Source organism: Marinomonas fungiae (assembly GCF_001418205.1).
Classification (GTDB): Bacteria; Pseudomonadota; Gammaproteobacteria; order Pseudomonadales; family Marinomonadaceae; genus Marinomonas; species Marinomonas fungiae.
The window spans coordinates 53,185-76,708 of the sequence record NZ_LIQF01000015.1 but is presented as its reverse complement, the minus strand read 5'-3'; the positions used below and the strand labels follow the sequence as shown (position 1 = coordinate 76,708).

Sequence of the window (23,524 nt, the reverse complement as noted above, 5' to 3'; positions counted from 1 at the left end):
TAAAAAGCCAGTGCGATGGGGGTCACACTGGCTTTTTTTATGACTAGCGAAAAGCTTGCTTAGAACAAAACACGAGCTTTAATAGTGCCGTCTACTTCTTTCACTTTCTCTAGCGCAATCTCACCCATTTCTGCATCGACTTCCATGACCATGTAGCCGATCTTTTCGGTCGTACGTAGGAACTGACCCGAGATGTTAATGTTGTTGTCAGAGAAAATCGCGTTGATCTTAGACAACACGCCTGGACGGTTTTCATGGATGTGTAGGATGCGGTGTTTGTCCGCTTGAGCAGGCAATGCCACTTCAGGGAAGTTAACCGCTGCCGTCGTCGTACCGATATCAGAGTATTGGATCAGTTTTACAGCGACTTCAACACCGATGTTTTCCTGAGCTTCCATGGTCGAACCGCCAACGTGTGGCGTCAAGATCACATTGTCTAGACCACGAAGTGGTGATACGAACTCTTCGGCATTGCCTTTTGGTTCAACAGGGAATACATCGATTGCGGCACCCGCGATGTTGCCCGCTTTGATCGACTCGGCTAATGCCTCAAGATCAACAACTGTACCGCGAGAAGCATTTAGGAAAATTGCACCTTTTTTAATCTGAGCAATCTCTTCTGCGCCAATCATCATCTTAGTGCTAGCTGTTTCTGGCACATGCAGTGTGATTACGTCACAAGTTGACAGTAGCTCTTCTAGTGACTTCACTTGACGTGCATTACCTAATGGCAGCTTGGTAATGATGTCGTAGAAGCAAACGTCCATACCCAGTGATTCCGCTAAAACGCTCAACTGAGTACCGATACTGCCATAACCAACGATACCAAGACGCTTACCACGAGTTTCGAAAGAACCTACCGCAGACTTCATCCAACCACCGCGATGGCAGACAGCATTTTTCTCTGGGATGCCGCGCAACAATAGAATCATTTCGCCCAACACTAACTCGGCAACACTGCGTGTGTTGGAGAAAGGAGCGTTGAAGACAACAATACCCTTGTTCGATGCCGCGTCTAAGTCAACTTGGTTGGTGCCGATGCAGAAGCAACCGATTGCGACAAGCTTATTCGCATGCTCTAGCACTTTCGCTGTCAGTTGAGTACGGGAACGAATACCAATGAAGTGCGCATCGGCAATCTTTTCGATTAGCTCGTCTTCCGCCAAAGCGGTTTTGTGGAATTCAATGTTTTCGTAACCAGCGGCATTCAACGCCTCAATAGCAGATTGATGCACGCCTTCTAGTAACAAAATTTTGATTTTTGCTTTTTCTAAAGAAGTGTTGCTCATGATTTTCTTAGTATCTCTATGGTTTGGGGTTGTACCCAACCATGTTAACACACAACCAAAAACCGCAAAGCGAAACCTACTGGAATGTGCCTCATCTTGAGTGGATGATTTCTCAGCTAACAGACAATTTACACCTTAACTACATATTTACACTGGCAAGCAAAGTGCTTCAGCACTAGAATAGAAGTGTTTAAAATATAAACAACGAGGTAAAACATGGCCATTGAAGGTATTAACAACAGTCTAGTAAGCCAAAGTCCGCTTGACAGTGAACTTGCCCTGCCTGCTGTAGCACCCTCAACTGTTAACGGAAGTCCGCAAACCAGCTCCAGCGTTGCGCCGCCTTCAGTTGATGTGTCAGTTAGCATTTCACCAGAAGCTCAGCAGCTTGCACAAGACAACATTGCCGCAACAACCGTGGCCCAAGCGAGTGCTACAGATAGCGGGGCTGATACAACAACCGCTTCTCAATTTGGCGCAAGCGCGACGTCTAATAATTCCAGTGTTGCAGCAGAAGTCAACGGCAGCTCGGGGAACACCCTGAATGCAACCCCTTCAAATTCCACTCAGAGTGCCAGCGTTGCTTCCCAGTACAATATCAGTCCAGACTCTGCTTTGGGCCAGACTATCAACTTCTCGGCTTAAACTTTCAATCAATGAACCTAGAACGACTTAACGTCGTTCTAGGAAAACACCGGTTTCAACATGGTGGGTATATGGGAATTGGTCAAACATCGCAAAGCGAGTAACCTTGTGCGTGTTTGAAAGTGCTTCTAGATTATTCTTAAGCGTTTCTGGGTTGCACGAAATATAAATAATCTGATCGATTTTTCGCACCAACTCTACAGTACCGTCATCTAAGCCTGCTCGTGGAGGGTCTACTAATACTGCCGATGGCGTAAGTGTATCCATGCCCGCCTGTAACAAAGCTTTTGGCAGCTCCCCTTCACCGTTCAATGCCGCTGAGACATCTTCGCTGGCCATTTTCACGACCTGTACATTGCTCATCCCATTCATAGCAATGTTTAAGCTAGCCGAATTCACCGACACTTTCGCTATCTCAGTACCGATCACACGATCAAAGCGGCGCGCCAATGGGATCGAAAAGTTACCGTTACCGCAGTACATCTCCAACAGATCTCCAGAGCAACCTTGTGTCACATCTAATGCCCACTCCAGCATTTTTTCATTGATGCCCGCATTCGGCTGAGTAAAGCTATTTTCAACCTGTTGATAATGGTACTTACGTCCATTCACAGTTAAGGTTTCCATAACGAAATCACGCGTCAGTACTTGCTTACGCTTACGGCTTCTGCCAATAAAGTGGCAAGCAGGAAATTGATCATTAAGCGCCACAGCGGCAGCATGCCAAGCATCATCAATCGGCTTGTGATACAGCATGCTGATCAAAGCCTCGCCTGTCGTCGTGGTTAAAAAATCGACTTGAAAAAGCTTATGACGTAGTACTGGAATATCTTTGATTGCCGCCAAAAGCTTAGGCATCAATTCATTGATCAAGGTAGAAGCTGCTAAAAATTGATCGACGCGAATAGGCGTACGAGGATCTGCGGAATCGAACATCGCGTAGTAAAGATCGTCCCCTTCATGCCAAATTCGGAACTCTGCACGCATACGATAGTGACTTGGAGCGCTCTCAAATACCTCCAGCTCAGGCAGTTCGAGGCCAGCCATCAGGGCGTTCAGCGCTTCTTTCTTAGTCGCTAATTGAGCAGAATATTGTTCAGGTTGAATTTGGTCGGGTCTCATGAGTTGTCCGCTAAAGCTATTCGTAGATGTTGGGCGCGGCATTATACAAAGAGTCTGGCTACTTTGCGAACGACACTTAGATAGAATAAGTCTTATAGGAAGTTAGGCCCTAGCAATACTTCTAATGATGCCGTCAGAGAAAACTCCGACTTGTACTCATTTTCCCGCTCGTAGGTCATTTGCGGCTTGAGTTGGCCAATTAACCAGTTGTCGTATAGCAATCGTTGGTATTCAACAAAGTACAGAAAACTCTCTGCATGGGGCACGCCGCCCTCTTGCAAGTAACTGAATTGATAGCGCAGCTTACTTTTGTCAGACACCCGCTGATTCAAGAAGATATTCTCACGCCAGAAAGTTTCAGCTTCCACTTCAAGATAAGTAACACCGAAATCAGCGCCAAATTGATAGTCGGGAGATAGTTGACGCAGCGCTTTCACACCATAGCGAGCGCCATAACCCAAGGTGTAATAGCTAAACAAAGATTCTTCTTGGCGAATCCCCCATTTCCCCAGTGCCATATCTTGGTTAAAAGTAATACGAACAAAAGGATCTACCGGCATTTCTACAAGCAAACCCATATCAATGTTGGCGTTCCACTCTTCTTTGAAGTAACGCAACATGGTCGCAAAACGCGTATTTTGTGCGGATTGTAAAATGGTTTGTCCTGGGGCGTTGTCGTATAAGCGATTATCTTGGGTCAGCTCATCAGCATCAGATTCGATAATCAAATCTAGGCGATTTTCGGTATTTGGCAGATGCAATCGAGCATCCAGATTGAAGAAACCGGACACGCCATCATTGCCTTCTATGATGGAACCAAAGCGCATGCTTACCACACTGTCAGAGACTGAATCATGACGCTGCCCCGAGAAGAACTCATCTAATCCATTGGACCACTCCCCCACTGTATGAGACATACTTTCATGGGTAGACAACCACCACGCTTTATCAGACGTTTCGGAGGTAGCTGCGACCGACTCTGCCTGAGCAATAGGAGCAACCAAGGCTAGGCTGTATAACAGTTTTCGACATCTCGACACACGTACCTCCTACTTTTTTATTATTGTATTTCTTTAAGCATCGCTCGAATCATCAAAGAGGAATTCTGTGCTGCGACAGTTAAATACTCTTCAAAGCTCGCAGGCGACTCTTTATCAGCGACATCGGATAAGGAGCGTACCACCACGAAAGGCACGGCAAATTTATGGCAGACTTGTGCCACCGCCGCTGCTTCCATCTCCACAGCTTTTAGTGTCGGAAATGAGGCTCGAACCGCAGCCACTCGCTCAGCTTGGCACATAAATACATCACCGGTCCCAATTAAGCCTACCTTTGCCTTTACCTGCCCCACATTAGCCACGGCTGTTTTTGCAAGAGCAATCAGCGCTTCATCTGCCTTGAAGGTCTCAGGCATGCTTGGCAATTGACCAATCGCATAGCCAAACGCAGTCACATCGACGTCATGATGTACAACCGCATCGGAAATAATGACATCCCCCACTTCCAGCTCTGGATCAAAGCCACCCGCCGAACCAATGTTTATGACCGTAGAAGGTTTAAAGTTCGCCAAAAGTAGTGTTGTGGATACAGCCGCATTAACCTTACCAATGCCCGACTTCAGCAATACCACATCTTTGCCATCCAATTGACCTTGGAAGAATTCGCAACCAGCCACTTCAGTCGCTTGAATATCCGTCATCCATTCTTTGATCACCGCGACTTCTTCGTCCATGGCTCCGATCAATCCAATCACACTCATAGCTACTAACCTTTTCGTTTCAATGTTTGTCGTAGCATGTCAATTGCACTATCGTTTGGCAACTGACCGCCGATATCTATAAAAGGCATTGTATCAGGTCGTTCTGAAAAATCCTCAAGCACAAACCATTTCGTATTCACCAGCTTTACTAAATGCAACTTCAGTGCTTTGCGTGCGGTATCCTTATCCAATACCAGTATAACCACAGGGTTTGTATGGCGTAGTACCGACACTAGGTTGGCCACATCTTTCTCTCGTCGCGCAATAAAATCGTTAGCACTTAACTCGGATTGCCAAATCACTTGGCTCAGATCACTGCCTCCGACAATAATGAAATTCGTTTCATGAGTTGCCCAATCTCCCAAACTAATAGGCGCTAGCCCTTCTAGAGAAGCCATTTGCGTGACTAAACGATAGGGCATCAATTGATGCAGTAACAATGTGTGTGATTCATCCAAAAGCACTTGTTTGTTCGTGGCAATATAGATGATCGGTAACACATCACGGCCACTGGATGCTCGAAGTTTGTTAACACTTTCCAGCGCCAATGCTTCATCCCCCAACGCCACAAACATGGCATCATAGCTATGGCGATAAGACTTACTAGAGCCAAAGAACTCAGAAAAAGATGAAAAAACGTCTACCTTCAAGCCTGCCGCTGTCAAGGCATCAAGCACACGTCCACTTTCGGGAAAGTCATTCTTGATGAAGGATACGCACTGATCTGTCGCGGATAGGGGTTCAAGGTGATGCTCTGGAGTTAACGCTGCCGTGAACTGAACACGACCACCGACTGCTTGTTCAAAGCGCCCTTTTATCAGCTTAGGGTATTCTTTACGCAACCAATCAAGTGCAGGCGTAGTTTCCTCTGCACCGTAAACTTTAATCAGTAGTCCATATCTATCCCAACCAATGTCTATATAACGGCCAGAAATGGTACTGTGATAGCAATGCATTAAAGCAACCGTAACTAATGCTCGATGCTCTTGGGTCCAACGAAACTGTTTTACCGCGTTCTCTAAGGTCAACTCAATTTTGAATTGGCATTGGTTATTATTGAGCAACAAGCGCTGCTCTATCGCATCTTGTTGCTCACACACCATCTGCCCTAACGACATCAAGGCATGTGCAGATTCGTCTGTCTCAGCAATACTATGAAGTAACTCATTGATCGCAAAAAACCATGTACTGGCAGCCTGAGGGCTTTGCTTGAGCCAAGCTGCTTGACATTCCAGCTCCTCTATTAATAAGGAATAAGGTGGCTGTGGACGATCTAGAACGTGCTTCGGAAAACGTTGTGTTAGATTCCAGCGTAGACGACGAACTTCACTGACATCTTTACCCACGAGCATGACACTACGAAAACCATATTCATTAACAAAGGTATGCGTTTGAAATTCATACACCTTATTTTGATCGGACAACTCTAGCTCAAAGCCGCCACCGTACTCACCTTTAAGAGCCCGCTGAATCGACTGGTGACAAGCGATCGGCGTCATATCAAATACGGTTTTGGCGCGCTCAAAATTTGGAAAGACAGATTTAGCTTCCTCATTGAGTGAAGAGACTCGAGCAGACTCATCACAAAACAGAATCGCCGATTGCAGTGAGTTCAGCAGCAACTCTAAATGTTGATCGCGTACCTTTAGCAGGACTTGGAAATGATTCATTTGCGCCATTAATGGCTCAAACTCTTGGAAGTTGAATGTTTCGAGACGACCAAGTGACGGCAGCCCCGCTATTGGCAAAAACATAATGCGCTGCGCATACAACATCACCAGCCAAAATAAGACGGTCATCGCGACAATAACCGTTAGGCAGCCAACCAGCACCCAACGGCTAAAAGCCTCTAATAGCGGACGGGCATAGCGCACTTCGATAGAAAACTTCTCACCCAAGCTAGGCAATGCGACAATCGACTCATGGCGAATATAATCCACATCTTCATTAAAGCCACTCAGTTTTTCTACCAATAACGGCTTACCTAATACATCACTGATGCGCAGATAATCAGCGCCGGCGCTCGTGATTAGATCACTGGCCAAAGCAAGGTTATTGTTAAGGGAAATAAAACCATAGAAAAAGCCACTCCCCTTCCCCTCAGGATTATTATCCAGCGGCTTTTTATAGAGCAGCAGCTCACCTTGGTCCGAGGAGGTAATATGATGCCAAGTTTCAATCGGCGCACCGTTAATCAAACTTACAAAAGCGTCTTGTGTGTATAAGCGCACCCGAGGATCTTCCATGATCTGCCCATCTTCTTTCTCAATATAGAAGAAATCCAAACCACCAAAAAATAGCACATCATGCAGCTGGAACAAGGCATCTAAGCTTTCGCCATCACTGACCTGCTCAGATAAATACTTCACTTCAAAATTGGCACGATCAAGATAAGCCGAGAAGCTCATACGCAACGCCTGAACACGATGTTGTAACGCCGCGGCAGCGTAATCACGCTGAGTAAAGAAATCCATCACCCAAACAAGCGCACAAAGAAAGACCGTGGCTAAAATGAACGGGGCAATTGCGTTTCGTTTAAAACGCGCTCGTAAACTTAACGTGGCCATAGCGCAGAAGAATAAGGCGTGGCTTGTTGAAAGGTCATTTGACGCGTTTGCTCATCCATTTCTGGCGTTAGCATCAGAGAAGACTCCATGTAAATCCTTGGCAATAAGCGCGATTCAATATCGCCCTTGATCGCTTCAGCTGTAGCTATAGCCACATTATCTTTCATCTCCAAAACTGTAACCATGACTATACCATCCTGACTAGCCTTGCTAATGGATTCCTGCCCCAACCAAGCATTGGTCGTGGCAGTACTGGCACCCCGCTCAGAGATCGCCTGTGCCACACCTTGGGCAATATTAGGCGTACAAGAAAAAATAAAGTGTGCCATCAGGGTGTCCACACTCCGGTCTAGCACTTCCGTTGCCGCATGATAAGCACTCTCCGCTTGGTCTGCGACTTGATAACTAAAACGCGCTGTTCGTCCCAAGAAATTCCACTCATTCACGAAAATCTGGCAGTAGCGCTGATTTAAGCTGGCCTCTTTGGTAGAAATAATATCAACCACGGATTTAGCTGGTAATACCCGCTCTAAGTAACTCGCCAAACGGTGAATCATTTTCACACTATCAATACCGATATACATTAACGGCGGATGCAATCGCCACGCATCAAATGGGGCCATAGCATTCAGCAACAATACCTTTATTTCACCGTGCTTTAAAATCCCCTCTAGTAACGGACGATTATAGCCATCCACACCATCCACTATCAGATAATCAAAATTCGCCGCTTCAATTCGTTTATAGGTTCGTAATGTTAGGGAAATATCGGCTTCTCCTTCGACATGAAAAACATCCAAACGAAAATCGATATTCAACTCTTGCATACGCCGCTTAAAGGCGACAATCCACGCTTGGTTACTGGGTAAATCAGCAGAACCACGTAGCACCACGGCAATCTTTTGTGTTGTAGATTGCGAAGTAGACATGGGAATTGGTTGCGAATGCACGCGCACTGATAATTGCTCAATCAATGGCTGTTGGTTGGGGTTAGCATCTAGGTAACGCTGCAAGCTAAAGGCAGATTGCCCATAGTTATACGCCCATGAGGGTGACATAAACACCATGGCAAATAGCGTAGCGACGAAGAAGCGAAACAAGAGCATAATTCTATATAAGTCTTTAAGCGATAAAGACATTCTAACGAGAACCGCTCTGAAAGAAACACCATGGTGTCAAAAAGGCATAAAAAAAGCCGAGCTACAAAGTAACTCGGCTTTCTTTAATTTGGTGCGGAAGGAGAGACTCGAACTCTCACGCCGTGAAGCACTGGAACCTAAATCCAGCGTGTCTACCAATTCCACCACTCCCGCTTGGAATGGCGAGCATTATAGGTGAACCGATTTATAGGTCAACCCTTTTTTTAAAAGAATTTTAAAAAAGTTACTCGTTCACTCTCGTTATTAGAAACGACGGCCTTTCGAGTACTCACCATGCTCGTAACGGATTGCCATTTCCTCAAGATCGATCGTATGAATACGTGATGCTTGACCTGCTGAACCAAAGGCTTCGTAACGGTCGATACATACCGCTTTCATCGCTTTGATACTTTCAGTTAAGTATTTACGTGGATCGAAGTTACCTTTGTGCTCTGCTAGGCTACGACGAATCGCACCGGTTGCAGCTAGACGCAGATCTGTATCAATGTTGACTTTACGAACACCGTAACGAATCGCTTTCACGATTTCTTCTACTGGCACACCGTAAGTCTCTGGAATCTCACCACCGAATTCGTTGATGATTTCTAGCCAGTCTTGTGGCACCGATGAAGAACCGTGCAACACAATGTGTGTGTTAGGTAGTCGTTCTGCGATGCGGTTGATACGTTCGATATCTAGGATGTCACCGGTTGGTGGACGAGTGAACTTGTACGCACCATGACTTGTGCCGATCGCTACCGCTAGGGCATCAATACCTGTTGCTTCAACAAAATCAAACGCTTCGTCTGGGTCAGTCAACATCTGTGAGTGATCTAGGATGCCTTCAGCGCCCACACCATCTTCTTCACCTGCTTGACCTGTCTCTAGGGAGCCCAGACAACCCAATTCACCTTCTACCGAGACGCCACATGCGTGAGCGAACTCTACTGTACGACGTGTCACATCAACGTTGTATTCGTAGCTAGCTGGCGTTTTACCGTCAGCCATCAAAGAGCCGTCCATCATCACTGATGAAAAGCCAAGCTGGATTGAACGTTGACAAATTGCTGGACTCGTACCGTGATCCTGGTGCATGACTACCGGGATGTGCGGGTAATCTTCGATCGCCGCTGCGATTAGGTGACGAAGGAAGTGAGAGCCTGCGTACTTACGCGCACCAGCAGAAGCTTGCATGATAACAGGCGAGTTTACCTCGTCTGCGGCTTCCATGATCGCTTTAACCTGCTCCATGTTGTTCACGTTGAACGCAGGTAAGCCGTAATCATGCTCTGCTGCATGGTCCAGCAATTGACGCATACTAATTAAAGGCATAAAAGTTTCCTCTGACAATGAAGTTGTGTGGTGTCCTTGCCGTCAACAAAGCACCCATTAATGTTTTTTTCATGCGCATGTGTGTCACATGTGGCACTGCTATCCTGCACGCCTTATCGTTATATTGTCATTCTGTCTAATGACAGACCGGTCACTCTCTAGTGTTAGTGATTACAGTGATGAGATGGTCATCGTGACACATCTCATCGTGCAGGGTTATCCCTGTCTTATTCAAGTATAAGCCTTCGGCTTTACACTAATTTTGCGTGCGTGATTCTAACATAGCAACAGCTGGTAGCACTTTTCCTTCAACAAACTCTAGGAAAGCACCGCCACCAGTAGAAATGTAAGACACTTGCGCTGCAATGTCATATTTATCGACCGCTGCTAGCGTATCACCACCACCGGCAATAGAGAAACCTTTGCTGTTGGCAATTGCCATTGAAAGTGTCTTAGTACCTTCGCCGAACTGATCGAATTCAAACACACCCACTGGACCGTTCCAAATGATCGTCTGCGCACTTTCCAAAAGGCCAGCAAGCTTCGCCGCCGCTTTAGGACCGATATCTAGAATCATATCGTCTGCAGCCACATCTTTCGCATCTTTAACCGTCGCTTGCGCGTCGGCAGAGAACTCCGTTGCGACAACCACGTCCTCAGGCAGAGGAATATCCACTTTCTCCATCAAGGCTTTCGCTTGAGGAATCAAATCTTCTTCGTACAGTGACTTACCCACAGGAAAGCCTGCAGCTGCTAGGAAGGTATTGGCGATACCGCCACCCACGATAAGTTGATCTACTTTGTCGGATAGCGACTCAAGCACAGTAAGCTTAGTCGATACTTTCGAGCCGCCCACAATCGCCGCCATTGGGCGAGCTGGCTTAGCCAAAGCTTTCTCAAGCGCCTCAAGCTCAGCGGCCAACAAAGGACCAGCACAAGCAACTGGTGCAAATTTACCCACACCGTGCGTTGAAGCTTGCGCACGGTGCGCCGTACCGAAGGCATCCATCACGTAGATATCGCACAGCGCTGCCATTTTCTTAGAAAGTGCTTCATCGTCTTTCTTCTCGCCTTTGTTGAAACGTACGTTTTCAACCAAAACAAGCTGACCAGCTTCTACTTCTACACCATCCAACCAGTCTTTCACTAGTGGGACGTCCTGACCTAGAAGACCTGCTAGATGATCGGCAACAGGTTGCATTGAGTACTGCTCTTCGTATTCGCCTTCTGTTGGACGACCAAGATGGGACATTACAATCACTTTCGCACCCGCTTCTAGCGCAAGCTTTAGCGTTGGTAGCGCCGCACGAATACGCGCGTCACTGGTCACTTTGCCATCTTTCACAGGTACGTTAAGGTCTTCTCGAATCAACACACGTTTGTTCGCAAGATCCAAATCGGTCATTTTAATTACGGTCATGCACGATTCCTCGTCGTTTTTAAAATCTGTCAGTGCAGTGCACAGTTATTGCGCGACACTGTCTTCCAATAATTGTTGCCAATAGCAAGCCACGTCCAACATACGGTTTGCATAGCCCCATTCGTTATCAAACCAGCACAAGAGCTTAATCAAGCGGCCATCGACGACCTGAGTTTGAGTACCGTCAATAATCACCGAGCGTGGATCATGGTTAAAATCTACCGATGCGTGAGCTTCCTGAGTGTAGCCTAATAATCCAGCATATTTTGAAGATGCTGCCACCTGCAGTGCAGTATTCACCTGTTCGGTCGTCACCTCTTGCTGAGTGCGTACCACCATATCAATTAACGATACGTTAATGGTGGGTACACGCACGGCATTTGAACTGATCTTGCCCGCCAGCTCCGGCATCATGCGGCCAATACCGCGATCAAGTCCAGTATTCACCGGGATAATCGAGCTCATTGCTGAACGAGTTAAACGCAAATCTTTCGTATGATAAGCATCGATAATCGGCTGATCATTCATCGCCGAATGAATCGTTTGCGTCGCACCATGCTCGACACCACACAAAGCTTGCAGCGTATCCAATACCGGAATCACGCAGTTCGTGGTGCAGGACGCAGCCGATACGATGGTCTGGGCCGCCACCACCGCTTCATGGTTAAAACCATAAACAATGGTCGCATCTACATCCGCGGATGCAGGTTGTGATAACAGCACACGCGGCGCACCAGCATCGATAAAACGCTGAATCTGGTCCCGCTCGGTAAAGACACCGGAACACTCCAGCACGAGATCCACATGCAAACTGGCCCAATCCAAATCTTCAGGTGCGACAGCACTAAAGCACTGAATTTCATCTTCACCGATCATCAAGCTGTTTTCTTTGATCGAGACAGGCTTGGGGAAACGGCCATGGGTCGTGTCATAGCGCGTCAAATAACTAATCGTCTCTATATCAGACAATTCATTAATCGCCACCACATGCAAACGGTCTTGATAGCCGTTTTCATAGATCGCTCGAAGCACTGATCGGCCAATTCGGCCATAGCCGTTAATCGCTACTCGCAACATAGTTCTCTTAAATCATCTTAAAGCAACAAAAAAGAGGAGCCTGAAGCTCCTCTTTCGTTGTGAAGCCGTTAGGCGTTCAGCAGTTTCTCTGCTGTGGCCACCACGTTTTCAACCGTGAAGCCAAAGTGTTTCATTAGGTCGCCACCTGGTGCAGATTCACCAAAGGTACGCATACCAACCATTGCACCACCAAAGCCAACGTACTTGTACCAGTAGTCAACATGCGCTGCTTCAATTGCCACACGCTTGGTCACACTGCTTGGTAGCACAGACTCTTGGTAGGCTGCATCTTGCGCATCAAAGGCATCCGTAGATGGCATAGATACCACACGAACTTTCGTGCCTTTCTCAGCCAATGCTTTCGCAGAATCCATCGCTAGAGACACTTCAGAGCCGGTTGCAATCAGAATCAGTTCAGGCGTGCCGTCACAGTCAGACAGTACGTAAGCACCTTTCGCGATGTCCGCTACTTGAGCCTCTGTACGTGCAAGCGCTGGTAAGTTTTGACGACTGAAGACCAAAGACGTAGGACCCGAACGGCGCTGGATACCCGCCGCCCATGCTACCGCTGTTTCAGTGGCATCCGCTGGACGCCATACGGCCATGTTTGGCGTCATGCGTAGGTTAGCAAGTTGCTCAACTGGTTGGTGCGTTGGGCCGTCTTCACCTTGACCGATGGAGTCGTGGGTGTAAACGAAGATGTTCTGAATGCCCATCAAAGCCGACATACGAACTGCGTTGCGTGCATACTCCATGAACATCATGAAGGTCGCGCCGTAGTTGATGAAGCCACCGTGTAGCGATACACCGTTCATAATGCCGCTCATACCAAATTCGCGCACACCGTAGAATACGTAGTTACCCGCTGGATCTTCTTGAATACCTTTCGAGCCAGACCATAGGGTTAGGTTAGAACCCGCCAAGTCAGCCGAGCCACCTAGCAATTCAGGCAGGATGGCACCGAAGGTACCGATCGCGTTTTGAGACGCTTTACGGCTGGCGATGTTTTCACCTTTTTCTTGGCACTCTTTGATGTAAGCTGCCGCTTTTTCAGCGAAGTCTGCTGGCAATTCACCTTTTACAACACGGCGTTCAAATTCTGCTGCAAGCTCTGGGTAAGCGGCTTGGTACGCTTCAAATTTTGCGTTCCACTCAGATTGTGCTGCCGCACCTTTTGATTTCGCGTCCCAACCTTCGTAAACATCCGCAGGGATTTCGAATGGCGCATGTGGCCAACCTAGGAATTCGCGTGCTGCAGCGATTTCTTCGTCACCTAGTGGCGCACCGTGACAATCGTGAGAACCTGATTTGTTTGGTGAGCCAAAACCGATGATCGTTTTACAGCAAATCAGTGTTGGCTTAGAAGTTTCCGCTTTCGCTGCTTCGATCGCCGCTTTGATCGCTTCTGGATCGTGGCCATCTACGTCAGCAATCACATGCCAGCCGTAAGACTCGAAACGTTTGGGTGTGTCGTCTGTGAACCAGCCTTCTACATGGCCGTCGATAGAGATGCCGTTGTCATCCCAGAATGCGATCAGCTTACCAAGACCTAGGGTACCCGCTAGAGAACATGCCTCATGGGAGATACCTTCCATCATACAGCCGTCGCCTAGGAAGCAGTAGGTGTTGTGATCAACAACGTTGTGGCCTTCACGGTTGAATTGTGCCGCTAGGGTTTTCTCAGCGATCGCCATACCGACAGCGTTGCTGATACCAGCGCCTAGAGGACCTGTTGTTGTTTCAACGCCTTCCGTATAACCATACTCAGGGTGACCAGGAGTTTTTGAGTGCAGTTGGCGGAATTGCTTCAAGTCTTCTATCGACAGGTTGTAGCCTGAAAGATGTAGCAACGAGTAAATCAACATAGAGCCGTGGCCGTTTGACAGAATAAAACGGTCACGGTCGACCCATTTAGCGTCAGTTGGGTTGTGTTTTAGAAAGTCATTCCAAAGCACTTCAGCAATATCAGCCATGCCCATTGGGGCGCCTGGGTGTCCAGATTTTGCTTTTTGAACCGCGTCCATACTGAGTACGCGAATAGCATTAGCAAGTTGTTTACGAGACGGCATTGATCATCCACTCCTGGTTAATGTACGAAATGTCGTTTCATTCTCCACGCTAAGCCGAGTCCTTGCAACGTCCACAGCTTGCTGGCGCTCAATAATTGAGCAAAGAAAATGAAATTGCACAAAGATGGCGAGAATCATAGCAAAAAAGACGCGTTCGTACCCTATCAAAAGCGCTTAATTGCTTGAATTTTAGTCGTTGTTGGTCCATCATTCGCGCCACAGCGTCGATTTGTTTCGGCTTGCGGACGCTATATAAAATCAGCTAAACAGAAGCAGAACAGCCTGTTTAGCAACATCTTCAGCTAAGCGGGTTTTTTTATGCCTGTTTGGCGCTCTAGAATTTACATCTATAGAGGCACAAACATGTCAGAATATTCTTTATTTACTTCAGAATCTGTTTCTGAAGGCCACCCAGATAAAATTGCAGACCAAGTATCCGATGCGATCTTGGATGCCATCCTAAAAGAAGACTCCGAAGCACGCGTTGCCTGCGAAACCCTTGTCAAAACTGGCATGGTATTGGTTGCAGGTGAAGTTCGTACTAACGCGTGGGTCGACATCGAAGAAATCGCGCGTGGCGTGGTTCGTGAAATCGGCTACAACAGTTCTGAAATGGGCTTTGACTGGGAATCTTGTGCGGTTCTTAATGCCATCGGTAAGCAATCGGTAGACATCGCAGTCGGCGTTGACGAAGCGGACGATCACGAGCAAGGCGCCGGTGACCAAGGTCTAATGTTCGGTTTCGCGACTAACGAAACTGACGTGCTCATGCCAGCTCCGATTACCTATTCACATCGTTTGGTCCAACGCCAAGCCGAAGTTCGTAAGAACGGTACGCTAGACTTCCTTCGCCCAGATGCGAAAAGCCAGGTAACTTTCCGTTACGACGAAAATGGCAAACCTTGCGCGATTGATGCAGTGGTACTGTCGACACAGCACAGTGCTGCCGTGAAGCAATCAGACCTTCGCGAAGCGGTAATGGAAGAAATCATTAAACCCGTTCTTCCTGAAGAATGGCTATCGAAAGACACCAAGTATTTCATCAACCCAACTGGCCAATTCATCATTGGCGGCCCAGTGGGTGACTGTGGTTTAACGGGTCGTAAAATCATCGTAGACACTTACGGCGGTATGGCACGTCACGGTGGTGGCGCGTTCTCTGGTAAAGATCCATCCAAAGTAGACCGCTCTGCTGCCTACGCAGGCCGTTACGTTGCAAAGAACATCGTGGCCGCTGGCCTTGCGGACAAGTGTGAGATCCAAGTGTCTTACGCCATCGGTGTGGCTGAGCCAACATCAATCAGCATCAACACTTTTGGTACAGGCAAAGTAAGCGATGCACTGATCACTCAGCTCGTTCGCGAGCACTTTGAACTGCGCCCAGCGGGTCTAATTAAGATGCTAGATCTTAAGCGCCCAATTTACCTACCAACAGCGGCTTACGGCCACTTTGGTCGCGAAGAAGCAAACTTCACTTGGGAACGCACAGACAAAGCTGACGTGCTTCGTAAAGCTGCCGGTTTATAATTCTGCGGATTTCCGTTATAAAAGCCCTCTCAACAGAGGGCTTTTTTATTTATGCGCATTCCACGTATCCACGTCGATCTACCACTTACTGAACACACCACCTTTGACTTGCCTGACGGAGCGTTCCAGCATTGCTGTAAAGTACTCCGCTTAAAAGAAGATCATCCCATTATTCTCTTTAACGGCCAAGGCGGCCAATACAATGCAAAGCTGGTAAATGTAGAAAAACGCAGCGCACAAATCGCTGTTTTCGACTTTGTTGAATTGCATAACGAATCCCCTCTGCAAGTGACCATCGGCCAATCCATTTCCCGTGGTGAGCGTATGGACTACGCCATTCAAAAAGCAGTGGAGTCTGGTGTTTATAAAATCCAACCTTTGTTTAGTGAGCGCTGTGAAGTACGCCTGAACGATGCACGCTTAGAAAAGCGCGTACAACATTGGCAACAAGTTGCCATCAGCGCTGCGGAGCAATCTGGTCGTGGAGTCGTACCTGAAGTAGGTTTTCCAATCGCCTTAGAAGATTGGGTTAAAGAATGTAAAGATATGTTAAAGCTAGCACTACACCACCATAGCGCTCGCCCAATCAATGCGTTTAAACAACCTAATAATCAACAAGTTGCCCTATTAATCGGCCCAGAAGGCGGTTTAACTGAGGCAGAAGTAACATTGGCTGAAAAAGAAGGTTTTGCAGCAGTAGCGTTGGGACCAAGGGTACTGCGGACAGAAACAGCACCTATCGTCGCCCTAACCGCTTTAAATCTACTGTGGGGCGACATTTGAAGTTTACGTTTCGTTACACATCAATTAAAGGTGTAACACTAAGATGTTGTTATTGGATGTATTAGTTTCATAAACTAATACCTGCATAATTTTTATACAAAATAGACTCAGGTCTTACATTCTTAAACCGCTAGGTGAAGCCCATGTTCCGACGAAAATTAGTAGCTAGCAGTATTGCTTTAGCAACTTCCTTTTGTGCCCTACCAGCACTAGGTATCACATTAGAAGAAGCAACCTATCAAGCTGTCGAAAGCAACCCTAAAATTCGACAAGCCATTGCTCTATTCAAAGAGAGTCTGGAAAACACAGAAGTTTCGCGTCGAAACGGCTTTTATCCATCTATTGATTTAAGTGCTGGTATCGGACATGAAACGACCTATGACTATCAAGGGACAGGCGAAGACGTCTCTTTAACGCGACGAGAGTTAGCCATCACACTGACACAGCCTATTTTTAACGGTTTCAATTCAACATCCGACGTGAAACGTTTACATGCCGAGGCCGAAGCCAATCGCTGGAATGCCCTAATACAAGTTGAAAATAAAGCATTAGAGGTCTCCAAAGCCTATACGGATGTATTGCGTAACCGCGAGTTGTATCAATTGGCCTTATCTAATCTAGAGACACACAACCGCATTTATCAGCAAATACGTACCGCCAGCGAATCAGGTGTAGGTCGTCAGTCAGACTTCAGCCAGATTTCTGCACGTTTGGCCAAAGCGGAAGCCAATCGCTTATCTGCGCTAGATAATTTACGTACAGCAGAAGCGAACTACAAAAATGTTGTCGGTGAGATGCCACCAGAAGAACTTATCTACCCTGAGCCAGATGACGCACTGCTGCCAACAAGCCTAGCGGATGCCATTGATCAAGCATTAAAAAACAACCCCGCTATTGACTCTGCCCGCTGGGATGTAGAAGCCACAGATCATTATGTGAACGCTACCAAGTCAAACTACTACCCTGAGCTAAACTTTGTTGTTGAGCGTTCATTTGATGACAACATCGATGGTAGAGAAGGCAGCGATGAGGACCTAACAGCAATGTTGCGTCTGAATTACAACCTTTATAATGGTGGTGCGGACAAGAGAGCACAAAGAGCCGCATTGCAGCAAAACATTCAAGCGTCTGAAATTCAACGCAATACTACCCGTGAAGCAGAACTAACCGCTCGCCTAGCGTGGGCCTCCTACGAAGCATCACTAGGCTCAAAGACCTACTTACAGCAATACGTCACTGCAACAAAAGAGTCTCAAGTAGCATACGCGCAGCAATTTAACTTGGGCCGACGTACATTGTTAGACGTACTGGACAGCGAAAACGAGCTATTTGAAGCGCGCCAAGACTACGTTAACGCAGATTACGACGAACTGTATTCAGAATTCCGCCTGTTTAACAGTAAAGGCGATTTGATGCGCGCCATGCGTATTTATCAGCCAGAGGAATTGGGCTTTGAACAACAAACGCTGCCTAGACAGCGTACGGTGCAGCAAGCTGCAGCACCTGTGCCTCAACAAACCAGCACTGCACCTCAGCCAGTAACGACAACACCTACTCCAGCGCCGTATGTCCCTGCTTCAGTTCCAAACAGTGGCAATAGCTACCAGGTTCCAGCTCAACCGCAATACACGGCGCCGAGCCAACCTAGTCAAGCACCAGCCCAAGCTTACCCAGCCACAACTCAGCCAGCGCCAGTAACGCCAAGTTACCAGCAGGCACCTGCTCGCTATCAAGCGCCGAGCCAACCGGCGGCGCCGAGTAATAATTTCCCTCAAGGCAATACCACCATTAATGATGATGGTGTGATCTTTATTGATGCAACGGAAAATATGGGCGGCTGGTAATTCTACCGTTGCGGCACGGCTGCTTGCTGTGCCGCAATCCCTTATCCGATATTTTCTTACTCCAACCCTTATCTTTCCTGTCTTGAGTCCTTATACTCTTCCCTATATTTCTATTTTTAAGCTGGGCCTTTTAACGCCTATGCGCTGTTACAGGAAGCGTACACCATGACCATTAAACTCGGCATTGTAATGGATCCCATCTCGTCCATTAATTACAAAAAAGACTCGTCACTAGCCATGCTTTGGGCAGCCGCTGAAAAAGGTTGGTCTTTGTACTACATGGAGCAAAAAGACCTGTACCTAGACCGAGGCAAAGCGTTCGCGTTGACCAAGTCGTTAGCTGTTTTTAAAGACCCTGATCACTTTTATGAATTGGGAGCCGAGGAAGTAATGGCTATGGGCGATTTAGACGTTGTCCTTATGCGTAAAGATCCGCCATTCGACATTCCTTTCATGCACACAACCATGATTCTTGATCAAGCGCAGCGTGACGGTGCCATGGTCGTTAATAATCCGAAAGCTTTACTTGAGTGCAACGAAAAATTGTTCGCCACACAATTCCCGCAATGTTGCCCTGAAGTACTGGTGACTCGTCGAGCAGACTTGCTAAAAGCCTTTCACAAAGAACACAAAGACGTCATTTTTAAACCCCTAGATGGCATGGGGGGCAGCTCAATTTTCCGAGTTAAAGAAGACGACGCTAACGTCAACGTGATTATCGAGACCCTAACCGAAATGGGAGCGATGCAAATCATGGCTCAGAAATACATTCCCGAAATCAAAGATGGTGACAAGCGTATTTTAATCGTGGATGGCAAACCCATTCCTTACGGTTTATCACGCATTCCAGCCTCCGGCGAAACCCGTGGCAATTTGGCCGCTGGCGGGCGCGGGGAAGGCCGAGCACTGACGGAACGTGAGCGTTGGATTTGTGACCAAGTGATCCCAACATTGAAAGAAAAAGACCTGATGTTTGTTGGCCTGGACGTTATCGGTGACTACCTGACAGAGATCAACGTCACCAGTCCAACTTGCATTCGTCAGCTAGATGAGCAATTTGGGTTAGATATCGGTATGACATTGATGGATTCGATCGAAGCGCGCTTAAGCGCTCGTTAATTTAAATTCATGCGCACGATCGACCGCTTTTCTATCACCTTATTTATCGCCATCAGTTTGCACTTGGTGGCGATAACCTTGGTGAACTTTGACTTTTCCTTGGGGCAAGCCGTACCTAGAAAAGCGCTCGAAGTGACTCTAGTCCAACACAAGTCGGAAGCCCCGAAAGAAGCGGATTTCATTGCACAAGCGAATCAACAAGCCAGTGGCACGGAATTGCGCAAGCAAAAACTCACCACAACAGAGACCGCCCAGTTCCGAGCTGATGAAATTCAAGATATTACCCCCCCAGTGCAGCCGGAATTAGCTTCCGCAGAGCCGGTCAAAGACCCAGAGCTGATCGCCAGCCGTAATCAAAGCGATGTGTTTCGCGTACTTGACGACCCCGAGCAACAAAACAAAACCCTAGAAGAGCAATTCATTGGCAAAACCCAAGTACCGAGCCGCCTTTCCAGCGACATTGCCACCTTAGAAGCTCTACTCGATCAACAGCGCCAGTCTTACGCCAAACGTCCCCGCATTCGCCGACTTACATCGGTTTCAGCGAAATCCGCCATCGATGCAAAATACCTTGATGACTGGCGCCGTAAAATTGAACGTATCGGTAACATTCACTACCCTTCAGAAGCCAAGCAAAACCATCTTTACGGCCAACTTCGTCTGGCAGTATCCGTGCTGCCAAATGGCTATGTGGACAGTATTGAAGTGCTGCATTCCTCAGGTGTTCGAGTTTTGGATGACGCCGCCATGCGTATTGTGCGTCTCGCAGAGCCCTTTGATGCCTTCCCCTCTGAATTGAAAAAAGAAGTCGACCAGCTGGAAATCATCCGTACTTGGCAATTTGTACCGGGTGATCAGCTCCGTAGCCAGTAAGCTATCTTGATTTAGAACCTCCGTAGAGGAGCTCAACTCTGCAATCCAATTTGCTTGCGCTTGTCTCGTCTCATTCTTCGACACCGACGCGTCAGCGCAAATCAGACGCAGAGCATCACTCTAAAAGCTTGTTGTGGTGGATGACTCTTGTAGGAGGGCGAGTCCATCTTATTTCCTACAAACAAAAAAAGCCCTCACGGTGGAGGGCTTCTTAAGATGTTTAACGAGGGTTAAGACTTAGTGCTTAGTGGAATTCCGCTTCACCCATCGCCAAGCGAATCTTCTTCATCGCGTTTTTTTCAAGCTGACGAATACGTTCCGCAGACACGCCATATTCATCGGCCAAATCGTGCAGAGTAGCTTTGTCGTCATTCAACCAACGCTTCACCAAGATATCGCGACTGCGATCATCCAACTCCATCATAGCGCTTTCAAGACGACGATTAGAATCCGCTTCCCAGTTACCGTGCTCAAGCATCAACGCTGGGTCGTAGCTAGAGTCTTCTAGGTAATTAGCCGGCGCTTGGAATGCATTATCATCGTCATCGTCACTGCTGGCATCAAATGCCATATCCGTTGAGCTCATACGACCTTCCATTTGGCGCACCACTTCTGGGGTCACACCTAGGTCGCTAGCAACAGACTCCACTTCCGAGTTGCTCAGCCAAGTCAGGCTTTTCTTAGCACTGCGTAGATTAAAGAACATTTTGCGCTGTGCTTTTGTGGTTGCCACTTTCACAATACGCCAGTTCTTCAGAATAAACTCGTGAATTTCGGCTTTGATCCAATGTACAGCGAAGGACACCAAGCGAACACCCACTTCTGGATTAAAGCGTTTAACCGCCTTCATCAGACCGACGTTACCTTCTTGGATTAAGTCACCTTGGTTCAGACCATAACCCGAGTAGCTTTTAGCAATATGTACGACAAAACGCAGATGAGACATAACCAACGAACGCGCAGCTTCAAGATCGCCTTGGTAGTACAAACGTTCCGCTAGCTCGTTTTCCTCTTCCGCTGACAAAATTGGAATGGTACTAACGGCCTGTACATACGACTCAAGATTTTGTCCCGGAGTCATCATGTCGATTGGCTGGAGAGCTTTACCCATTTCTATTTCACCTCTTCGTGTTCATACTGAGTATGAGCAAATAGTAGCAACAAAGTTCACACTGTATGTGCTGTAAATGAGGAGAATTCACTCAGAATCGTCAACTCTGATACGCGTTTTCTTCCCCAATTACTGTAATTCTATATTGCGAATATGACGGCTAACAGCGACCCAAGAGCCGATTACGCCAATCACCGCGCTGATAGTTAAACATATAATTATTTCGACTGCATTAAAACTTTGCAGTTCGAACCCTGCATGGTAGAGCTCCACTAAACGCGCCGCTGGCGCGCTCACCCACCAAGACAATAGCAGGATACAAATACTAGCAAATAAGCCACCTAGAAGACCAAACCAGAAGCCCATGTATAAGAAAGGACGACGGATATAGCTGTTAGTCGCCCCCACTAGCTTCATGACGAGCACTTCATCGCGGCGACTTTCTACTGCCATCCGGATCGTGTTGCCAACAATTAAAAGCACAGCAATGATCAATAATGCTGAAATGGCGTAGACAAAGCGCTCACCGAAACTAATCATTGTCGCTAACCGCTGTAACCATTCTGCATCCAGTTGCGCTAGCTCTACCTGCGGCAGACTTTGCAATTGATCACGTAGCGTTTGCAGATCAGGCAAGGTGTTTAAATCCACAATAGCCTTAGGGATCACCTTTAGCACAATCGGCAGCGGGTTTTCCGGCAAGGTCGACATAATCTGTTCATAACCGCTGGATTGTTCAAAATACCGCAAACCTTCCTCTTTCGAGATATATTCCACCGACGCCACATCAGCACGGCTCGACAGCTGATGAGAAAGCGATAACGCTTCGGTATCTTCCAAACTTGGAAAAAGGTACAAGGAAATGACCGACTGCTGCTCCCAACGATCGGTCACAGACTGAACGTTTTTTAGCAGTACAAACAAGCCACCCGGTAGCGATAGTGAAATCGCAATGACCATGATGGTCATAATACTGGCCAACGGATGGCCAATTAAACGAGTGAAGCTTTCAATGAGAAAGGCTTGGTGCTGACGCAGGTAAAGCTTGAGATCAAAACCTTGTGCTCGCCATGCAGGCTTTTGTTGCACAGAGTGGTTTTGACGCGTCGCCCCCCGTTGGGAGGGTCTCTGCGGTTGTTGCGGAGGTCTTGCCATTTAAGCAAATCCCCCGTCATTGACCATTCGCCCCTGATTTAGGGTCAACACACGATGTCGCATACGCGCTACCAGCGCCAAATCATGGCTCGCAACCAATACAGTTACACCTACTCGATTGAACTCTTGAAACAGGTTCATGATTTCTGCTGATAAACGCGGGTCTAGGTTACCAGTTGGTTCATCTGCCAACAGGAGCTGCGGCTTATTCACCACAGCACGGGCAATGCCGATACGCTGCTGTTCACCGCCAGAAAGCGCCATTGGATTCAGCTTTTCTTTCCCCAATAACCCGACTTTATCGAGCGCCGCACGCACTCGTTTTCCAGTTTGATCGTCGTCCGCGCCACTGACTTGTAATGGCAAGGCCACATTGTGGAACACACTACGATCAAATAGCAGCTGGTGGTTTTGAAATACCACGCCAACACGGCGACGATGATAAGGAATGGCGTGCTGACTTAAGGTATGTAAATCCACGCCATCGACTAGGATTTTGCCGGTGGATTGACGCTCGATCATCATTATGAGTTTCATCAGGGTACTTTTACCAGCCCCCGAGTGACCAGTAAGAAAGGCCATTTCACCTTGGCGCAGATGAAAACTCACCTGTGACAACGCATCATGACCGCTCTCGTATTTTTTTCCAACTCGTTGAAACTCAATTTCCACGCCGACATCCTCTGTTGTTGA

The 23,524-nt window shown here is 47.5% G+C and carries 19 protein-coding genes, 1 tRNA gene and 1 riboswitch; of the genes, 6 read left to right on the top strand and 14 right to left on the bottom strand.

All coding sequences use genetic code 11. The annotated features are described in order from the left end of the window. Positions 1-59: 59 nt before the first annotated feature. Complete coding sequence (gene serA, locus ASC49_RS16990; protein WP_055464437.1) at positions 60-1,289, bottom strand: phosphoglycerate dehydrogenase; 1,230 nt, start codon at positions 1,287-1,289, stop codon at positions 60-62. A gap of 216 nt (positions 1,290-1,505) precedes the next feature. Between serA and ASC49_RS16985 the strand changes: the two genes are divergently transcribed. Further along, the gene (locus tag ASC49_RS16985; RefSeq protein WP_055464436.1) at positions 1,506-1,934 is read left to right on the top strand and encodes a hypothetical protein; all 429 of its coding nucleotides are present in this window, start codon (positions 1,506-1,508) and stop codon (positions 1,932-1,934) included. 27 nt (positions 1,935-1,961) lie between these two features. On the opposite strand, the gene trmA is transcribed toward ASC49_RS16985, so the two are convergent. The 10 genes from trmA to tkt all read right to left on the bottom strand — a co-directional run bounded on the left by trmA (position 1,962) and on the right by tkt (position 14,419). Continuing rightward, positions 1,962-3,056 (bottom strand): tRNA (uridine(54)-C5)-methyltransferase TrmA, encoded by a 1,095-nt coding sequence (trmA, locus tag ASC49_RS16980; protein WP_055464435.1) that lies wholly within the window; start codon positions 3,054-3,056, stop codon positions 1,962-1,964. Positions 3,057-3,148: 92 nt separating this feature from the next. Next, positions 3,149-4,096, bottom strand: a complete 948-nt coding sequence (locus tag ASC49_RS16975) for a hypothetical protein (RefSeq protein WP_055464434.1) — start codon at positions 4,094-4,096, stop codon at positions 3,149-3,151. Positions 4,097-4,116: 20 nt separating this feature from the next. Further along, on the bottom strand, positions 4,117-4,815 hold the full coding sequence (gene mtnN, locus ASC49_RS16970; protein WP_055464433.1) for a 5'-methylthioadenosine/S-adenosylhomocysteine nucleosidase: 699 nt from the start codon (positions 4,813-4,815) through the stop codon (positions 4,117-4,119). A gap of 5 nt (positions 4,816-4,820) precedes the next feature. Further along, complete coding sequence (locus tag ASC49_RS16965) at positions 4,821-7,289, bottom strand: hypothetical protein (RefSeq protein WP_141656869.1); 2,469 nt, start codon at positions 7,287-7,289, stop codon at positions 4,821-4,823. A gap of 80 nt (positions 7,290-7,369) precedes the next feature. Continuing rightward, entirely contained in the window at positions 7,370-8,488 is a 1,119-nt protein-coding gene (locus ASC49_RS16960) for a type 1 periplasmic-binding domain-containing protein (RefSeq protein WP_055464431.1), read from the bottom strand. Between the two features lie 122 nt (positions 8,489-8,610). Then, positions 8,611-8,695: transfer RNA gene (locus ASC49_RS16955), tRNA-Leu, on the bottom strand. Positions 8,696-8,785: 90 nt separating this feature from the next. Next, complete coding sequence (gene fba / locus ASC49_RS16950) at positions 8,786-9,853, bottom strand: class II fructose-bisphosphate aldolase (protein ID WP_055464430.1); 1,068 nt, start codon at positions 9,851-9,853, stop codon at positions 8,786-8,788. Between the two features lie 256 nt (positions 9,854-10,109). Next, positions 10,110-11,273: a phosphoglycerate kinase gene (locus tag ASC49_RS16945; protein ID WP_055464429.1), complete on the bottom strand. Its 1,164-nt coding sequence runs from the start codon at positions 11,271-11,273 to the stop codon at positions 10,110-10,112. A 45-nt stretch (positions 11,274-11,318) separates the two neighbouring features. After that, a complete protein-coding gene (locus ASC49_RS16940) occupies positions 11,319-12,350 on the bottom strand; it encodes a type I glyceraldehyde-3-phosphate dehydrogenase (RefSeq protein ID WP_055464428.1) in 1,032 nt (343 codons plus the stop codon). A gap of 68 nt (positions 12,351-12,418) precedes the next feature. Further along, complete coding sequence (gene tkt / locus ASC49_RS16935; RefSeq protein WP_055464427.1) at positions 12,419-14,419, bottom strand: transketolase; 2,001 nt, start codon at positions 14,417-14,419, stop codon at positions 12,419-12,421. 211 nt (positions 14,420-14,630) lie between these two features. After that, positions 14,631-14,706, top strand: a riboswitch (SAM riboswitch). A gap of 76 nt (positions 14,707-14,782) precedes the next feature. Between tkt and metK the strand changes: the two genes are divergently transcribed. The 5 genes from metK to ASC49_RS16910 all read left to right on the top strand — a co-directional run bounded on the left by metK (position 14,783) and on the right by ASC49_RS16910 (position 20,565). Next, positions 14,783-15,946, top strand: a complete 1,164-nt coding sequence (metK, locus tag ASC49_RS16930) for a methionine adenosyltransferase (RefSeq protein WP_055464426.1) — start codon at positions 14,783-14,785, stop codon at positions 15,944-15,946. A gap of 51 nt (positions 15,947-15,997) precedes the next feature. After that, on the top strand, positions 15,998-16,729 hold the full coding sequence (locus ASC49_RS16925) for a 16S rRNA (uracil(1498)-N(3))-methyltransferase (protein ID WP_055464425.1): 732 nt from the start codon (positions 15,998-16,000) through the stop codon (positions 16,727-16,729). A gap of 143 nt (positions 16,730-16,872) precedes the next feature. Continuing rightward, positions 16,873-18,573 carry a TolC family outer membrane protein gene (locus ASC49_RS16920; protein WP_055464424.1) on the top strand — a complete coding sequence of 567 codons (1,701 nt, stop codon included), beginning with the start codon at positions 16,873-16,875 and terminating at the stop codon, positions 18,571-18,573. Positions 18,574-18,738: 165 nt separating this feature from the next. Then, complete coding sequence (gene gshB / locus ASC49_RS16915) at positions 18,739-19,692, top strand: glutathione synthase (protein ID WP_055464423.1); 954 nt, start codon at positions 18,739-18,741, stop codon at positions 19,690-19,692. Between the two features lie 9 nt (positions 19,693-19,701). Then, positions 19,702-20,565 carry an energy transducer TonB gene (locus ASC49_RS16910; protein ID WP_055464422.1) on the top strand — a complete coding sequence of 288 codons (864 nt, stop codon included), beginning with the start codon at positions 19,702-19,704 and terminating at the stop codon, positions 20,563-20,565. Between the two features lie 244 nt (positions 20,566-20,809). Here the strand turns inward: ASC49_RS16910 and rpoH are convergent, their stop codons facing one another. The 3 genes from rpoH to ftsE all read right to left on the bottom strand — a co-directional run bounded on the left by rpoH (position 20,810) and on the right by ftsE (position 23,503). Then, complete coding sequence (gene rpoH, locus ASC49_RS16905) at positions 20,810-21,676, bottom strand: RNA polymerase sigma factor RpoH (protein WP_055464421.1); 867 nt, start codon at positions 21,674-21,676, stop codon at positions 20,810-20,812. Between the two features lie 129 nt (positions 21,677-21,805). Next, complete coding sequence (gene ftsX / locus ASC49_RS16900; RefSeq protein WP_055464420.1) at positions 21,806-22,831, bottom strand: permease-like cell division protein FtsX; 1,026 nt, start codon at positions 22,829-22,831, stop codon at positions 21,806-21,808. Next, entirely contained in the window at positions 22,832-23,503 is a 672-nt protein-coding gene (gene ftsE / locus ASC49_RS16895) for a cell division ATP-binding protein FtsE (protein ID WP_055464419.1), read from the bottom strand. Between the last annotated feature and the right edge of the window lie 21 nt (positions 23,504-23,524).

Coding starts and splice junctions, on each gene's coding strand:
- serA (WP_055464437.1), bottom strand. CDS start 1,289: ATGAGCAACACTTCTTTAGAAAAAGCAAAAATCAAAATTTTGTTACTA.
- ASC49_RS16985 (WP_055464436.1), top strand. CDS start 1,506: ATGGCCATTGAAGGTATTAACAACAGTCTAGTAAGCCAAAGTCCGCTT.
- trmA (WP_055464435.1), bottom strand. CDS start 3,056: ATGAGACCCGACCAAATTCAACCTGAACAATATTCTGCTCAATTAGCG.
- mtnN (WP_055464433.1), bottom strand. CDS start 4,815: ATGAGTGTGATTGGATTGATCGGAGCCATGGACGAAGAAGTCGCGGTG.
- ASC49_RS16965 (WP_141656869.1), bottom strand. CDS start 7,289: ATGGATTTCTTTACTCAGCGTGATTACGCTGCCGCGGCGTTACAACAT.
- ASC49_RS16960 (WP_055464431.1), bottom strand. CDS start 8,488: ATGCTCTTGTTTCGCTTCTTCGTCGCTACGCTATTTGCCATGGTGTTT.
- fba (WP_055464430.1), bottom strand. CDS start 9,853: ATGCCTTTAATTAGTATGCGTCAATTGCTGGACCATGCAGCAGAGCAT.
- ASC49_RS16945 (WP_055464429.1), bottom strand. CDS start 11,273: ATGACCGTAATTAAAATGACCGATTTGGATCTTGCGAACAAACGTGTG.
- ASC49_RS16940 (WP_055464428.1), bottom strand. CDS start 12,350: ATGTTGCGAGTAGCGATTAACGGCTATGGCCGAATTGGCCGATCAGTG.
- tkt (WP_055464427.1), bottom strand. CDS start 14,419: ATGCCGTCTCGTAAACAACTTGCTAATGCTATTCGCGTACTCAGTATG.
- metK (WP_055464426.1), top strand. CDS start 14,783: ATGTCAGAATATTCTTTATTTACTTCAGAATCTGTTTCTGAAGGCCAC.
- ASC49_RS16925 (WP_055464425.1), top strand. CDS start 15,998: ATGCGCATTCCACGTATCCACGTCGATCTACCACTTACTGAACACACC.
- ASC49_RS16920 (WP_055464424.1), top strand. CDS start 16,873: ATGTTCCGACGAAAATTAGTAGCTAGCAGTATTGCTTTAGCAACTTCC.
- gshB (WP_055464423.1), top strand. CDS start 18,739: ATGACCATTAAACTCGGCATTGTAATGGATCCCATCTCGTCCATTAAT.
- ASC49_RS16910 (WP_055464422.1), top strand. CDS start 19,702: ATGCGCACGATCGACCGCTTTTCTATCACCTTATTTATCGCCATCAGT.
- rpoH (WP_055464421.1), bottom strand. CDS start 21,676: ATGGGTAAAGCTCTCCAGCCAATCGACATGATGACTCCGGGACAAAAT.
- ftsX (WP_055464420.1), bottom strand. CDS start 22,831: ATGGCAAGACCTCCGCAACAACCGCAGAGACCCTCCCAACGGGGGGCG.